Annotated in this window: 14 protein-coding genes; 12 read left to right on the top strand and 2 right to left on the bottom strand. The window is 59.8% G+C overall.

From position 1 onward, the window contains the following. The first annotated feature begins 5 nt into the window (after positions 1 to 5). From dapF to J1C59_RS18125, 8 genes are all read left to right on the top strand, one after another. Positions 6 to 830 (top strand): diaminopimelate epimerase, encoded by an 825-nt coding sequence (gene dapF, locus J1C59_RS18155; RefSeq protein WP_128085484.1) that lies wholly within the window; start codon positions 6 to 8, stop codon positions 828 to 830. Then, on the top strand, positions 827 to 1531 hold the full coding sequence (locus J1C59_RS18150) for a DUF484 domain-containing protein (RefSeq protein ID WP_128085483.1): 705 nt from the start codon (positions 827 to 829) through the stop codon (positions 1529 to 1531). Before dapF ends, J1C59_RS18150 begins: the two co-directional genes overlap by 4 nt. Further along, complete coding sequence (gene xerC / locus J1C59_RS18145; RefSeq protein ID WP_140917362.1) at positions 1528 to 2433, top strand: tyrosine recombinase XerC; 906 nt, start codon at positions 1528 to 1530, stop codon at positions 2431 to 2433. The genes J1C59_RS18150 and xerC overlap by 4 nt, the downstream gene beginning before the upstream one ends. Beyond that, positions 2430 to 3146, top strand: coding sequence for a 5-amino-6-(5-phospho-D-ribitylamino)uracil phosphatase YigB (gene yigB, locus J1C59_RS18140; RefSeq protein WP_128085407.1), 717 nt, complete (start codon positions 2430 to 2432; stop codon positions 3144 to 3146). Before xerC ends, yigB begins: the two co-directional genes overlap by 4 nt. A 152-nt stretch (positions 3147 to 3298) precedes the next feature. Next, positions 3299 to 5461 carry a DNA helicase II gene (gene uvrD, locus J1C59_RS18135; RefSeq protein WP_128085406.1) on the top strand — a complete coding sequence of 721 codons (2163 nt, stop codon included), beginning with the start codon at positions 3299 to 3301 and terminating at the stop codon, positions 5459 to 5461. A gap of 67 nt (positions 5462 to 5528) precedes the next feature. Beyond that, positions 5529 to 5585: a YsgD/CorL family protein gene (gene ysgD / locus J1C59_RS21900; protein ID WP_353887304.1), complete on the top strand. Its 57-nt coding sequence runs from the start codon at positions 5529 to 5531 to the stop codon at positions 5583 to 5585. Positions 5586 to 5761: 176 nt separating this feature from the next. Continuing rightward, on the top strand, positions 5762 to 6715 hold the full coding sequence (gene corA / locus J1C59_RS18130; protein ID WP_128085405.1) for a magnesium/cobalt transporter CorA: 954 nt from the start codon (positions 5762 to 5764) through the stop codon (positions 6713 to 6715). A gap of 97 nt (positions 6716 to 6812) precedes the next feature. Next, complete coding sequence (locus J1C59_RS18125; RefSeq protein WP_140917363.1) at positions 6813 to 7865, top strand: AbrB family transcriptional regulator; 1053 nt, start codon at positions 6813 to 6815, stop codon at positions 7863 to 7865. Here the strand turns inward: J1C59_RS18125 and rarD are convergent. Together rarD and J1C59_RS18115 are read right to left on the bottom strand one after the other, a co-directional pair. Beyond that, a complete protein-coding gene (rarD, locus tag J1C59_RS18120) occupies positions 7836 to 8735 on the bottom strand; it encodes an EamA family transporter RarD (RefSeq protein ID WP_128085404.1) in 900 nt (299 codons plus the stop codon). The two genes, J1C59_RS18125 and rarD, sit on opposite strands and share 30 nt — an antisense overlap. A 17-nt stretch (positions 8736 to 8752) precedes the next feature. Further along, a complete protein-coding gene (locus tag J1C59_RS18115; protein WP_128085403.1) occupies positions 8753 to 9223 on the bottom strand; it encodes a thioesterase family protein in 471 nt (156 codons plus the stop codon). A 193-nt stretch (positions 9224 to 9416) separates the two neighbouring features. Between J1C59_RS18115 and pldA the strand changes: the two genes are divergently transcribed. The 4 genes from pldA (at position 9417) to J1C59_RS18095 (ending at position 13791) form a co-directional block, all read left to right on the top strand. Continuing rightward, positions 9417 to 10295 carry a phospholipase A gene (gene pldA, locus J1C59_RS18110; RefSeq protein WP_128085402.1) on the top strand — a complete coding sequence of 293 codons (879 nt, stop codon included), beginning with the start codon at positions 9417 to 9419 and terminating at the stop codon, positions 10293 to 10295. A gap of 24 nt (positions 10296 to 10319) precedes the next feature. Then, positions 10320 to 12146 (top strand): ATP-dependent DNA helicase RecQ, encoded by a 1827-nt coding sequence (recQ, locus tag J1C59_RS18105; RefSeq protein ID WP_128085401.1) that lies wholly within the window; start codon positions 10320 to 10322, stop codon positions 12144 to 12146. A 12-nt stretch (positions 12147 to 12158) separates the two neighbouring features. After that, positions 12159 to 12782 carry a threonine export protein RhtC gene (gene rhtC / locus J1C59_RS18100; RefSeq protein WP_140917364.1) on the top strand — a complete coding sequence of 208 codons (624 nt, stop codon included), beginning with the start codon at positions 12159 to 12161 and terminating at the stop codon, positions 12780 to 12782. Positions 12783 to 12984: 202 nt separating this feature from the next. Continuing rightward, the gene (locus tag J1C59_RS18095) at positions 12985 to 13791 is read left to right on the top strand and encodes an N-acetylmuramoyl-L-alanine amidase-like domain-containing protein (RefSeq protein WP_140917369.1); all 807 of its coding nucleotides are present in this window, start codon (positions 12985 to 12987) and stop codon (positions 13789 to 13791) included. Positions 13792 to 13840: the final 49 nt, after the last annotated feature.

Here is a 13840-nt window from a genome sequence, read left to right as displayed (position 1 = left end):
AAAAAATGCAGTTCTCCAAAATGCACGGTCTCGGCAACGATTTTATGGTTGTGGATGCCGTGACACAAAATATCTTTTTTTCGCCGGAATTGATCCGCCGGCTGGCTGACCGCCATCTGGGGATCGGTTTTGATCAGCTGCTGATTGTTGAACCGCCTTACGATCCCGACCTCGATTTCCACTATCGCATTTTCAACGCCGACGGCAGTGAAGTGGCACAGTGCGGCAACGGTGCGCGCTGCTTTGCCCGCTTTGTGCAGCTGAAAGGGCTGACCAACAAAAGCGACATCCGCGTCAGTACCCAGAATGGCCGCATGGTCCTGACCGTCACGCCTGATGATCAGGTGCGCGTGAACATGGGCGAGCCCAACTTCGAGCCGCAGCAGGTGCCGTTTCGCGCCAATAAAGCGGAAAATCTCTATCTGCTGCGCGTGGCAGAACAGACCGTGATGCTGGGTGCGGTGTCGATGGGTAATCCGCACTGCGTCATTCAGGTCGACAGTGTCAAAACCGCACAGGTCGAGCTGCTCGGCCCGATTCTGGAGAGCCATGAACGCTTCCCGGAACGCGTCAACGTCGGGTTTATGGAGATCCTTAATCCCGAACATATCCGCCTGCGCGTCTATGAACGCGGCGCGGGTGAAACACAGGCGTGCGGCAGCGGCGCCTGTGCTGCCGTTGCGTGCGGCATCCAGCAGGGCATTCTGGCCCCGAAGGTCCGGGTTGATCTGCCCGGCGGAACGCTGCATATCACCTGGAAAGGGCCTGGTCAGCCGCTCTATATGACCGGGCCTGCCACACACGTCTATGATGGGTTTATTCATCTATGAAAAATATCGAAGAGCAGGCTGACAGTTCGGTTCTGCTGGACGATCAGGCCGTCAGTGATTACCTGCGGCAGAATCCCGAATTCTTTATCCGCAATGCCCGCGAAGTTGAACAGATGACCGTGCCACATCCGGTGCGCGGCAGCGTGTCGCTGGTCGAATGGCATATGGCCCGGCAACGCAACCATATTCAGCGTCTGGAAGAAGAGATCACGCTGCTGATGGAACAGGCCAGCGCCAACCACGAACTCTTTGATCGTCTGCTGTCGCTGGAGAGCCATCTGGCCGCGGCGGACTCCCTGCAGGATATGCTCAACCGTCTCCATCGCTGGGCACGTGAGCTGGGCCTGGCGGGCGCGAATGTGCGGCTGTTCAGCGATAAATGGCTGCTGGGCGCACCGTCCGATTTCTTCCAGCTGAGCCTGTCGCGTCAGGCGTTTGAGCCGCTGCGCATTCAGCGCTTCGGCAATCAGCATCACTATCTCGGCAGCATCAACGGGCCGGAACTGCTGCTGCTGCTGCCGCAGGCCAAAGCGATTGGCTCGGTGGCGATGTCGCTGATGGGCGAAGAGGGCGATCTCGGCGTGCTGGTGTTCAGCAGCCGTGACAGCCAGCACTATCAATCGGGCATGGGCACGCTGCTGTTGCAGCATCTGTCACAGATGATGCCGGGCCTGCTCGCCCGCTGGGTAGAGCGCGCATGAGTCAGGGGCTGCAGGAGGCCATCGACGGATTTCTGCGCTACCTGAAGGTGGAGCGCCAGCTCAGCCCCCTGACGCAGAGCAGCTATGCGCGCCAGCTTGCCGCGCTGGCGGCCATTGCCGGTGAGATGAAGCTCAGCAGCTGGGCCGCGCTGGACCCGGCGCAGGTGCGCAGCATGGCGGCACGCAGCCGTCGCGCCGGACTTTCCGCCAGCAGCCTCGCGCTGCGACTCTCGGCTCTGCGCAGCTTTCTCGACTGGCAGGTAAGCCAGGGGCTGCTTGCCGCTAACCCGGCCAAAGGGGTGATGACCCCGCGTAAGGCGCGCCATCTGCCGAAGAATATCGATGTTGATGAGGTGAATCAGCTGCTGGAGATCGACCTCAGCGATCCGCTGGCCGTGCGCGACCGGGCGATGCTTGAGGTGATGTATGGCGGCGGGCTGCGTCTCTCTGAGCTGGTGAATATGGATTGCCGTCACGTCGATCTCGATTCCGGCGAAGTCTGGGTGGTGGGAAAGGGCAGCAAAGAGCGTCGGGTGCCGATTGGCGGCACGGCGGTCACCTGGATCCAGCACTGGCTGCCGCTGCGCGACACCTTTGGCGGCCAGGATGATGCGCTGTTTCTTTCGACGCGCGGCAACCGCATCTCGCCCCGCAATGTGCAGAAGCGTTTTGCGGAGTGGGGCATCCGGCAGGGTGTCGCCAGCCATATTCATCCGCATAAGCTGCGTCACTCTTTTGCCACGCATCTGCTGGAGTCCAGCGGCGATCTGCGCGCCGTACAGGAGCTGCTGGGACATGCGAACCTGTCGACGACCCAGATCTATACCCATCTCGACTTCCAGCATCTGGCATCGGTGTATGACGCGGCGCATCCCCGCGCCAAACGAGGAAAGAACGAATGAAGTTTTATCGTCCGCTGTCGGCCATTAAGGCCCTGACTTTCGACCTTGATGACACGCTCTACGATAACCATCCGGTGATCCGCCGCACCGCCCTGGAGTCGCACGCCGCGCTGCAGGCGTATCATCCGGCGCTGCGTAGCGTCACGCCGCAGGATTATCAGCGTCTGCGCGACGACCTGCTGCTGCGTGAGCCGGAGATCTATCACGATGTGTCGGAGTGGCGACGCCGCTCGGTTGAGCTGGCAATGCTGAATGCGGGTCTCTCTGCCGCCGAGGCCACCGCAGGGGCGGCAGAGGTGATGGACGTGTTCCACCACTGGCGCAGCCAGGTCGAGATGCCGGAGGAGACGCACCAGACGCTGAAAGCGCTGGCGGAAAAAGTGCCGCTGGTGGCGATCACCAACGGCAACGCCAGCCCGGAAAAAATGGGCATCGCGGCGTACTTCCGGTTTACCCTGCGCGCCGGACCGGACGGACGTGCCAAGCCGTGGCAGGATATGTATCAGCTTGCCGCACAGCGGCTGGCTATCGCGCCGCAGCACATTCTGCATGTGGGTGATGACCTCACTACCGACGTGGCGGGTGCCCTGCGCGGCGGGTTGCAGGCGTGCTGGATTAATCTGCGGCAGGGTAATCTGATGCACATCCCGGATGCGCGCCTGTTACCGCATGTCGAAATTTCACGGTTGGCATCACTCACCTCACTGCTATAATGGCTGTAAATTTATCCAGTCGTCATCCTTTTTTCTGCGCTGTTGCCGCCTCTGAGCTGGCGTCTGTGTCGCCGCTTTTCTGCGTCGGCACCCCGGCGGCAGGCGAACGCAACAGCGCGACGACGGCGTTTCTTCTCTGGTAAACGGTGCTTATGGACGTTTCTGAACTGCTCGATGGTTTAAATGACAATCAGCGCGCTGCCGTTGCGGCCCCGCGCAGTAACCTGCTGGTGCTGGCAGGCGCGGGCAGTGGCAAAACGCGGGTGCTGGTGCATCGCATTGCGTGGCTGATGTCGGTCGAGAATTGCTCGCCCTACTCAATTATGGCGGTGACCTTTACCAACAAAGCGGCGGCGGAAATGCGTCATCGTATCGAACAGCTGATCGGCACCAGCCAGGGCGGCATGTGGATCGGGACGTTTCACGGCCTGGCGCACCGCCTGCTGCGCGCCCACCACCTTGATGCCGGTCTGCCACAGGATTTTCAGATCCTCGACAGCGAAGATCAGCTGCGCCTGCTGAAGCGCCTGATCAAATCGATGAACCTCGATGAGAAGCAGTGGCCTGCGCGTCAGGGCATGTGGTACATCAACGGCAAAAAAGATGAAGGCCTGCGGCCAAAGCATATCGAAAGCTACGGCAACCCGATTGAGCAGACCTGGCTGCGTATCTATCAGGCTTATCAGGAAGCCTGCGATCGCGCCGGGTTAGTCGATTTTGCCGAGCTGCTGCTGCGCGCTCATGAGCTGTGGCTCAACAAGCCGCACATCCTGAATCACTACCGCGAGCGCTTCACCAACGTGCTGGTGGATGAGTTTCAGGATACCAACAACATTCAGTACGCCTGGATCCGGATGCTGGCGGGCGACAGCGGCCGGGTGATCATCGTGGGCGACGATGATCAGTCGATCTACGGCTGGCGCGGCGCGCAGGTCGAGAATATCCAGCGCTTCCTGCAGGATTTTCCGGCTGCAGAAACGATCCGACTGGAGCAGAACTACCGCTCGACCAACAACATCCTCAAAGCCGCTAACGCCCTGATCGCCAATAACAATGGCCGCCTGGGTAAGGAGCTGTGGACCGAAGGCAGCGACGGCGAACCGATCTCTATCTACTGCGCCTTTAATGAGCTGGATGAAGCGCGCTTTGTGGTGAATCGCATCAAGGTCTGGATGGAGAACGGCGGCGCGCTCAACGACTGCGCGATTCTCTATCGCAGCAACGCCCAGTCGCGCGTGCTGGAAGAGGCGCTGCTGCAGAGCAGCCTGCCGTACCGCATTTATGGCGGTATGCGCTTCTTCGAACGTCAGGAGATCAAAGATGCGCTCTCCTATCTGCGCCTGATGGCGAACCGTAACGATGACGCGGCCTTTGAACGCGTGGTGAACACCCCGACGCGCGGCGTGGGCGATCGTACGCTGGATGTGGTGCGTCAGACGGCCCGTGAACGCCAGATGACGCTGTGGCAGGCAACCCGCGAACTGCTGCAGAGCCGTGCGCTGGCGGGTCGCGCCGCCTCCGCCCTGCAACGCTTCTGTGAGCTGGTCGATTCACTGGCCACCGAAACCGCCGATTTACCGCTGCATGTTCAGACTGACCGGGTTATCAAAGACTCCGGCCTGTGGCTGATGTATGAGCAGGAGAAAGGTGAGAAGGGTCAGGCGCGTATCGAAAACCTTGAGGAGCTGGTGACCGCAACGCGTCAGTTCAGCTATCAGGATGAAGATGAGGATCTGATGCCGCTGCAGGCCTTCTTATCCCATGCGGCGCTGGAGGCAGGCGAAGGTCAGGCCGACAAATGGCAGGATGCGGTTCAGCTGATGACGCTGCACTCGGCGAAAGGGCTGGAGTTCAGCCAGGTATTTATCGTCGGCATGGAAGAGGGCATGTTCCCGAGCCAGATGTCGCTGGACGAAGGCGGGCGGCTGGAAGAGGAGCGTCGTCTGGCCTACGTCGGCGTGACCCGGGCCATGCTCAAACTGACGCTGACCTACGCCGAAACCCGTCGACTCTATGGTAAGGAAGTGTATCACCGGCCCTCCCGTTTTATTGGCGAGCTGCCGGAAACCTGCATCGAAGAGGTGCGTCTGCGCGCCAGCGTCAGCCGTCCGGTGAACCATCAGCGGATGGGTGCGCCGGTGACCAAAAATGACAGCGGATTCGCGCTGGGCCAGCGTGTTCACCACGCTAAATTCGGTGAAGGCACCATCATCAATCTGGAAGGCAGCGGCGAGCACAGCCGTCTGCAGGTGGCGTTTCAGGGGCAGGGAATCAAGTGGCTGGTGGCGGCCTACGCGAAGCTGGAAACGCTTTAGCGTGCGGTTGACGGCTTTTTCGTCTCAGCGTAACATGCGCCCACTATTATCATGAGAGGACAATGCCTTGGACACGCCCAGTCGATGCTGGCTCAATGACCTGTTTAGCAGGCATAACATCTAAGGCTACCTCTTTACGCGGGTAGCCTTAGCGGTTATCAGCGACCTCCCTTTTTGATTCCGTCGCACGAGTCAGCACTGATTTACCTTTGAAACTCTGTTTCCGTGTTCAGGTTGCCGGTTCCTGTGAGGAACGGCGGACAGCCTTGTCCCATTTAGTCTGCAATGGGGAGTATTGCTATGCTGAGCGCATTTAAACTGGATCGCAGCCGCCTGACGCGACTGGAGCTGGAAGACGAAAACGACAAACTGACCACCTCCGTCTGGGTCGATCTGATCGAACCGGAAGAGGGCGAACGTGACCGGGTGCAGTCCGAGCTGGGCCAGAGCCTGGCGACACGGCCGGAGCTGGAAGATATCGAGGCCTCGGCGCGTTTCTTCGAAGATGAAGATGGGCTGCATATCCACTCCTTCTTCTTTTATGAAGATGCTGACGATCACGCCGGTAACTCCACCGTGGCCTTCACCATCCGTGAAGGCCGGCTCTATACGCTGCGCGAACGTGAACTGCCTGCGTTTCGTCTCTACCGCATGCGCGCCCGCAACCAGACCCTGATCGACGGCAACGCCTTTGAGCTGCTGCTCGACCTGTTTGAGACCAAAATCGAGCAGCTGGCGGATGAGATCGAGAACATCTACAGCGCGCTGGAAAAACTCAGCCGGGTGATCATGGAAGGCCAGCAGGGCGAAGAGTACGATCAGGCGCTGTCGCGGCTGGCAGAGCTGGAAGATATCGGCTGGAAGGTGCGTCTCTGTCTGATGGATACCCAGCGCGCTCTGAACTTCCTGGTGCGTAAGGCGCGGCTGCCGGGCAACCAGCTGGAGCAGGCGCGGGAAATCCTGCGCGACATCGAATCGCTGCTGCCGCATAACGAATCGCTGTTCCAGAAGGTGAACTTCCTGATGCAGGCGGCGATGGGCTTTATCAACATCGAACAGAACCGCATCATCAAGATCTTCTCGGTGGTTTCCGTGGTCTTCCTGCCGCCCACCCTGGTGGCCTCCAGCTACGGGATGAACTTCGAGTTTATGCCGGAACTGAAGTGGAGCTTTGGCTATCCCGGTGCCATTGGCCTGATGATTCTGGCCGGACTCGCGCCCTATCTCTACTTCAAGCGCAGAAACTGGCTGTAAAACCGTGACGGGCCATCTGAGATGGCCCATTTTACTGGCTCCCGTCCCCTTTTCTGCGTAATCTCACCCTTCTGTTTTTACAAATAATTAACTTCTTATGGATGCTCTGTCGTTGCCTGTGCAGTGGACGCTGCTGCTGCTGATCTCGGTACTGCTCGGTGCGGTGCTGCACGTTTTCCATGTGCCAGCCGCGCTGCTGCTGGGGCCGATGGTGGTCGGTGTCGTGATGGGGCTGTCGGGTGCCACGCTGCGGATTGATAAACGGCTGTTTCTGCTGGCTCAGGCCGTGCTGGGCTGCATGATCGCCCAGAGCCTGTCGCCGTCGATCCTGACCCCGCTGATTCAGGAGTGGCCGATTATCGTGATGGTGCTGCTGCTGACGCTGGCGGCCAGCGGCCTCTCCGGCTTTCTGCTGGTGCGCTTCAGTCATCTGCCCGGCCCGACCGGCGCCTGGGGATCGTCGCCGGGCGGCGCGTCGGCGATGGTGGCGATGGCGGGAGACTTTGGCGCAGACGTGCGGCTGGTGGCGTTTATGCAGTATCTGCGGGTGCTGTTTGTCGCATCGGCGGCGGCGCTGGTGGCGCGCATCGGGCTGGGCGATCAGGCGCACAGCGTGTCGTTAGTCTGGTTTCCCACCCTGAATCACGGTTTTGCGCTGACCCTGGTGGTGATGCTGACGGGCGCGTGGCTGGGCACCCGTCTGCGCATCCCTTCTGGCGCGCTGCTGATGCCCGCGCTGGCTGGCGCGCTGCTGAACGGCAGCGATCTTGTGGCGCTGCAGGTGCCGGAATGGCTGCTGGCGATGGCTTATGCGCTGATCGGCTGGAGCGTGGGGCTGCGCTTTACCCGGCCGATATTCCTGCTGGCGCTGCGCACGCTGCCGCAGATGCTGGCCTCGATCTTCGGGCTGATGCTGTTGTGTGGCGGGCTGGCGTGGATGCTGACGCAGATGCTGGATATCGATCTGATGACGGCCTATCTCGCCACCAGTCCGGGCGGACTGGACACGGTGGCGATTATAGCGGCGGGCACCCAGGTCAACATGGCGTTTGTGATGGCGTTACAGACGCTGCGTCTCTTTACCATCCTGCTGACCGGACCGGCGTTAGCCCGCTTTATTTCACGCTATGCGCGCACGGGTACGGAGTGAAAACGCCACCGCGTCGCAGATAAACACCAGCAGCGCCAGCCAGATGAAGCCGAAGGTCACCATCTTGTCCGGCGTGATCGTTTCACCGTAAAACGCGACGGCCAGGATAAACATCAGCGTCGGGCCGAGATACTGAAAGAAGCCCACCGTTGAGAGCCGCAGCCGGGTACAGGCTGCGGCAAACAGCATCAGCGGAATGGTGGTGACAATGCCGGCCGCTATCAGCATCAGGTTGAGACTGAGCGGATTCGCGGAGAGATGACTGGTGCTGCTGTCGGCAAACCCAAACAGATAGAGCGCCGCCAGCGGAAACAGCCACAGGGTTTCAATCAGCATACCGCTCTGCGCATCGACCTGAATCTTCTTCCGCATCAGCCCATACACGGCAAAACTCAGCGCCAGACCGAGCGCAATGATCGGCAGCGAGCCAAACTGCCACAGCTGCACCAGCACGCCGACCGCAGCCAGCAGGACCGCCAGCCATTGCAGGCGACGGAAACGCTCACGCAGAAACAGCATACCGAACACCACATTGATCAATGGGTTAATAAAGTAGCCGAGGCTGGCTTCCAGCATATGCTGATTGTTGACCGCCCAGATAAACAGCAGCCAGTTGCCACCAATCGTCAGCGCCGTTACCGCCAGCAGCAGCACTTTCCTGGGTTGCCGTAATACGGATCGCACCATGGGCCAGCTGCGGCTTGCGGTGATCAGCAACAGCATAAAGAGTGCAGACCAGATCACGCGATGTGTCATGATCTCCGTCGCCGGAACCTGTTTTACCAGCTTGAAATAGGCGGGCGCGATGCCCCAGATAAAGTAAGCGCCCAGGGCAAAACCGATGCCCTGACGGGTCTGTTGCGTATCCATGTGAAATCCAGAAGTGATTAGCCGATCAGATAGGTGGCGGTCGCGGTGGCAATATAGTCACCCTGTTGATTGTGCAGCTCTACGCGCGCGACGGCGACCTTGTTTCCGGCGCGCAGCAGGCTGCTGGTGGCGGTAAAGCGCTCGCCACGTCCGGGCCGCAGATAGTCGACGCGCATATCGATGGTGCCCATGCGCGAGAGCCGGTGGCGCAGATCGGCCTCGCTGATGCTCTCCTGACGGGTTAAGGCATTGCTGACGCAGACCATGCCCGCCGCCACGTCCAGTACGGCTGCGATCACGCCGCCGTGCAGGATCTGCTGCACCTGGTTACCCACCAGCATGCTTTTGTTATTGAAGCTGATCTCGGCGTAGTCGGCGTCAAGGCGCATCAGCTCCAGGCCCAGTGCCTGATTAAACGGCATGTGATAAACGAAAATTTCGCCGACCAGCTGGCGAGCGTCCTGCGGTGTCAGCACGGGTGATGACATGATGATGTGTCCTGAAAAAATCGGGCCAGAGGGGCGCGGAACGTTAATGAGTTGTGTATTCTATGCCGCCTGCGGGGGTGTTTCCAGTTTAAGAAATCAGCACTCATGCTCACTGCCATTTGCGTGTAGAATGGCCTCCTTTTTACGACACCCTTTCAGTTATTTTGATACGCAGCGCTCACCGGAGAATTTTATGCGTAAGCATCGCGCCTTGCTGGCGGCAATGTTGATCTTCCCTGCGCTGGCGCAGGCGGATGAAGCCCAGATTAAAGAGGTTCATGACGCACCAGAGGTTCAGGGAAGCATTATTGCTAACCTGCTGGAGAAGCACGATAACCCGTTTGTTCTCTACCCGTATGAGAACAACTATCTGCTCTATACCTACACCAGCGACATGAACAAAGAGGCGATCTCCTCCTATAACTGGGGAGAAAATGCCCGCAAGGATGAGGTGAAATTCCAGCTCAGCCTGGCATTTCCGCTCTGGCGCGGTATTCTGGGCGACAACTCGGTGCTGGCCGCGTCCTATACCCAGCGCTCCTGGTGGCAGCTGTCGAATCGCGGTGAGTCATCGCCTTTCCGTGAGACCAACTATGAGCCGCAGATTTTCCTGGGCTGGGCCACGGACTATTCGCTGGGAGGCTGGACGCTGCGTGATGTGGAAGTGGGTCTGAATCATGAATCCAACGGACGCAGCGACCCGACCTCACGAAGCTGGAACCGCGTTTATGCGCGCCTGATGGCCGAGAACGGGAACTTCCTGGCGGAGATCAAGCCCTGGTATCGTATTCCGGACGGCGCCAACAACGATGATAATCCCGATATCACCAAATATATGGGCTATTACCGCACCCGTCTGGGCTATAAACTGGGCGACAACATCTTCAGCGTAGAGGGCAACTATAACTGGAACAGCGGTTATGGCGGCGCCACCCTGGGCTGGAGCTACCCCATCAGCGAGCACGTTCGCTTCTATACTCAGGTATTCAGCGGCTACGGTGAATCACTGATCGATTACAACCATCGCCAGACGCGTCTGGGTGTGGGTGTAACGCTCAACGACTTGTTCTAATCCCTAACGTAAGACAGGAATCGCGTGGCAACCTCGGCAGTTCTCAATCAGGAAGCGCTGGCGCAGCAGGTATTACAGGATACCTTCGGCTACCAGCAGTTTCGTCCCGGTCAGCAGACGATCATTAATGAGGCGCTGAACGGGCGCGATTGTCTGGTGGTTATGCCCACCGGCGGCGGTAAATCGCTCTGTTATCAGATCCCGGCGCTGGTGCGCGAGGGGCTGACGCTGGTGGTCTCCCCGCTGATATCTCTGATGAAAGATCAGGTCGACCAGCTGCTGGCGAATGGCGTGGCGGCCGCCTGTCTCAACTCGACCATGACGCGTGAGCAGCAGCAGGCCGTGATGGCGGATTGCCGCACGGGTCGGGTGAAGCTGCTCTATATCGCTCCTGAGCGCCTGATGATGGATAACTTCCTGGAGAATCTGGCGCACTGGCAACCCGCGATGCTGGCGGTGGATGAAGCGCACTGTATCTCTCAGTGGGGCCACGATTTCCGGCCGGAATATGGCGCACTCGGCAGCATGCGTCAGCGCTTCCCGGCGTTACCGGTGATGGCGCTGACCGCCACGGCGGATGAAACCACCCGCAACGACATCGTTAACCTGCTGCATATGCAGGACCCGCTGATCCAGATCAGCAGCTTTGACCGTCCCAACATCCGCTACACGCTGGTGGAGAAGTTCAAGCCCACCGATCAGCTGCTGCGCTATGTGCAGGATCAGCGCGGCAAATGCGGCATTATCTACTGCAACAGCCGGGCGAAGGTGGAGGATACCGCCGCGCGTCTGCAGAGCCGGGGATTCAGCGTCGGCGCATACCACGCCGGGATCGACAGCGAACAGCGCAGCCGGGTGCAGGAAGCGTTTCAGCGCGACGATCTGCAGATCGTGGTGGCGACGGTCGCCTTCGGGATGGGCATTAACAAGCCCAACGTCCGGTTTGTGGTGCACTTCGACATTCCACGCAACATCGAGTCCTATTATCAGGAAACCGGGCGCGCCGGACGGGATGGCCTGCCCGCGGAAGCGATGATGCTCTACGATCCGGCGGATATGGCCTGGCTGCGTAAATGCCTGGAAGAGAAAGTGCCCGGCCCGCTGCAGGATATCGAGCGCCACAAGCTCAATGCTATGGGCGCGTTCGCCGAGGCGCAGACCTGCCGTCGTCTGGTGCTGCTGAACTATTTCGGCGAGGGTCGTCAGCAGCCGTGCGATAACTGCGATATCTGTCTCGATCCGCCCAAGCGCTATGACGGTCTGGTCGAGGCGCAGAAAGCGCTCTCCGGCATCTATCGCGTCGGGCAGCGCTTCGGGATGGGCTACATCGTGGAGGTGCTGCGCGGATCGAACAACCAGCGTATCCGCGAACAGGGCCACGACAAGCTGCCGGTCTACGGGCTGGGCAAAGATCAGAGCCACGAACACTGGGTCAGCGTGTTGCGTCAGCTCATCCATCTGGGACTGGTGACGCAGAACATCGCCATGCATTCCGCGCTGCAGCTCACCGAGGCGGCGCGTCCGGTGCTGCGGGGCGAAGTGCCGCTGATGCTGGCGGTGCCGCGTCTGATTACCGCAAAAACCAAAAGCAGCGGCCCGGCGAAGTTTCACGGTGGCAACTACGATCGCAAACTGTTCGCCAAGCTGCGTAAGCTGCGAAAAGCGATTGCGGATGAAGAGAACATTCCGCCTTATGTAGTGTTTAACGACGCCACGCTGATAGAGATGGCAGAACAGATGCCGGTCAGCGCCTCAGAGATGCTGAGCGTCAACGGCGTCGGGCACCGCAAACTGGAGCGCTTTGGCAAACCTTTCCTGGTGATGATCAAAGAGCATCTCGATGAAGAGTAGAGGACACTGATTATGCTGATGTTATTTGCAACGGTCGCGCTGGTGCATCTGGTGGCGCTGATGAGCCCCGGCCCCGATTTCTTTTTCGTTTCGCAAACCGCCGCCAGCCGCTCCCGTAAAGAGGCGATGATGGGGGTGCTGGGCATCACGCTGGGGATTGTGGTCTGGGCGGGCGTGGCGCTGATGGGCCTTCATCTGATCCTGGAAAAAATGGCCTGGCTGCATCAGATTATTATGGTCGGTGGCGGACTCTATCTGCTGTGGATGGGCTGGCAACTGATGTGCTCGGCCCGCCAGCGTCACAAACAGCCGCAGCAGGATGAGCCGGTGGTGGAACTGCCAAAACGCGGCATGAGTTTTCTCAAGGGGCTGCTGACCAACCTGTCGAACCCGAAAGCCATCATCTACTTCGGCAGCGTCTTCTCGCTGTTTGTCGGCGATGATGTGGGTGCGGCGGAGCGCTGGGGCCTGTTCCTGCTGATTATCGGCGAAACCTTTGCCTGGTTTGCGCTGGTGGCGGCTATCTTTGCGCTGCCGTGGATCCGCGCGAAGTATCAGCGTCTGGCGAAGTGGGTCGATGGCATGGCCGGTGTGCTGTTTGCCGGTTTCGGTATCCACCTTATTATCTCGCGTTAAGCCCGGATGCAGTCCGATCTGCCGGAACGCGCAGGGCGCGACCGGCAGACGTCCCACCCTCAGCCTTCTCTTTCTGATTTGCCTTCCGCGATTCTGTTCTTTTTCTGCCGCTGCCGCAGATAAATCGTCACCCTTTGTTAAATACTGAAACGCTGGCCTCCGGTAGGGTCGGCGTGGAAGGCCTGTTGTTGTGAAGAGGATAATCAGAATCAAACGTCTGTTACTGCTGCTCATCGCGGCCGCGCTAAGCGCCTGTGCTGCACCGGCATCCGTGGCTCCCCCGGCGCCGGAACCGGTCAGAAAAGACAGGGTGTCGGCGATCCTGGCGCAGGCACCGCCGCTGTCAGCGCCGCAGGGCGAGAGAATCGCGCAGATCTCCGCCGCCTTTCTCAGGACGCCTTATCAGGCGCACACGCTTAAGGGGTCGCCGGAGATCCCCGAAACGCTGGTGGTGAATTTTCACGGCGTGGATTGTTTCACGCTGCTGGATTACGTTCAGGCACTGAGCGCCAGCCGTGACCGCGCCAGCTTTGAGGCGAACCTGATCCGCACCCGCTACGCGGGGGGCGAGGTGCGTTACCTGAACCGCCGCCACTTCTTCTCTGACTGGTTCGCGGAAACCCCGCGCAACGCCGCAGATGTGACGGGCAGCCTTAGCCCGCAGGCGGTGACGGTCGTGAAGCTGCTGAATCGTGCGAGACGCGGAAAACCACAGGTGCCCGGTCTCGGCGTGATCTCCCGTCGCATTACCTATCTGCCCGCGAAAGCCATCACGCCCCAGGTGTTGGCGCAGATCCGCACTGGCGATTATGTCGGCGTCTACGCCACCGCACCGGCGCTGGATGTCACGCATGCTGGCATCGCGGTGCGGCATGATGGCCGGTTATGGTTCAGAAACGCCTCTTCACTGGCCACCACCCGCAAAGTGGTCGATATGCCTTTTCGCGACTATATGCGGTCTAAGCCGGGGATTATTGTCCTGCGTGCGCTGCCGGTCAGTGCGCCTTGATGGCGGGGCAGGAAGGGGAAAAGCGAGGCGCCGACCAGCGCCGGTCGGC

Origin of the sequence: Pantoea deleyi (genome assembly GCF_022647325.1) — a bacterium.
In the GTDB taxonomy this organism is placed as follows: Bacteria; Pseudomonadota; Gammaproteobacteria; order Enterobacterales; family Enterobacteriaceae; genus Pantoea; species Pantoea deleyi.
Note: the sequence above shows the minus strand (reverse complement) of the source record. Positions and strands in the feature narration are given on the sequence as shown.

What these genes read in the sequence shown, in the direction of transcription:
- dapF (WP_128085484.1), top strand. Translation starts at nt 6, where the DNA reads ATGCAGTTCTCCAAAATGCACGGTCTCGGCAACGATTTTATGGTTGTG.
- J1C59_RS18150 (WP_128085483.1), top strand. Translation starts at nt 827, where the DNA reads ATGAAAAATATCGAAGAGCAGGCTGACAGTTCGGTTCTGCTGGACGAT.
- xerC (WP_140917362.1), top strand. Translation starts at nt 1,528, where the DNA reads ATGAGTCAGGGGCTGCAGGAGGCCATCGACGGATTTCTGCGCTACCTG.
- yigB (WP_128085407.1), top strand. Translation starts at nt 2,430, where the DNA reads ATGAAGTTTTATCGTCCGCTGTCGGCCATTAAGGCCCTGACTTTCGAC.
- uvrD (WP_128085406.1), top strand. Translation starts at nt 3,299, where the DNA reads ATGGACGTTTCTGAACTGCTCGATGGTTTAAATGACAATCAGCGCGCT.
- corA (WP_128085405.1), top strand. Translation starts at nt 5,762, where the DNA reads ATGCTGAGCGCATTTAAACTGGATCGCAGCCGCCTGACGCGACTGGAG.
- J1C59_RS18125 (WP_140917363.1), top strand. Translation starts at nt 6,813, where the DNA reads ATGGATGCTCTGTCGTTGCCTGTGCAGTGGACGCTGCTGCTGCTGATC.
- rarD (WP_128085404.1), bottom strand. Translation starts at nt 8,735, where the DNA reads ATGGATACGCAACAGACCCGTCAGGGCATCGGTTTTGCCCTGGGCGCT.
- J1C59_RS18115 (WP_128085403.1), bottom strand. Translation starts at nt 9,223, where the DNA reads ATGTCATCACCCGTGCTGACACCGCAGGACGCTCGCCAGCTGGTCGGC.
- pldA (WP_128085402.1), top strand. Translation starts at nt 9,417, where the DNA reads ATGCGTAAGCATCGCGCCTTGCTGGCGGCAATGTTGATCTTCCCTGCG.
- rhtC (WP_140917364.1), top strand. Translation starts at nt 12,159, where the DNA reads ATGCTGATGTTATTTGCAACGGTCGCGCTGGTGCATCTGGTGGCGCTG.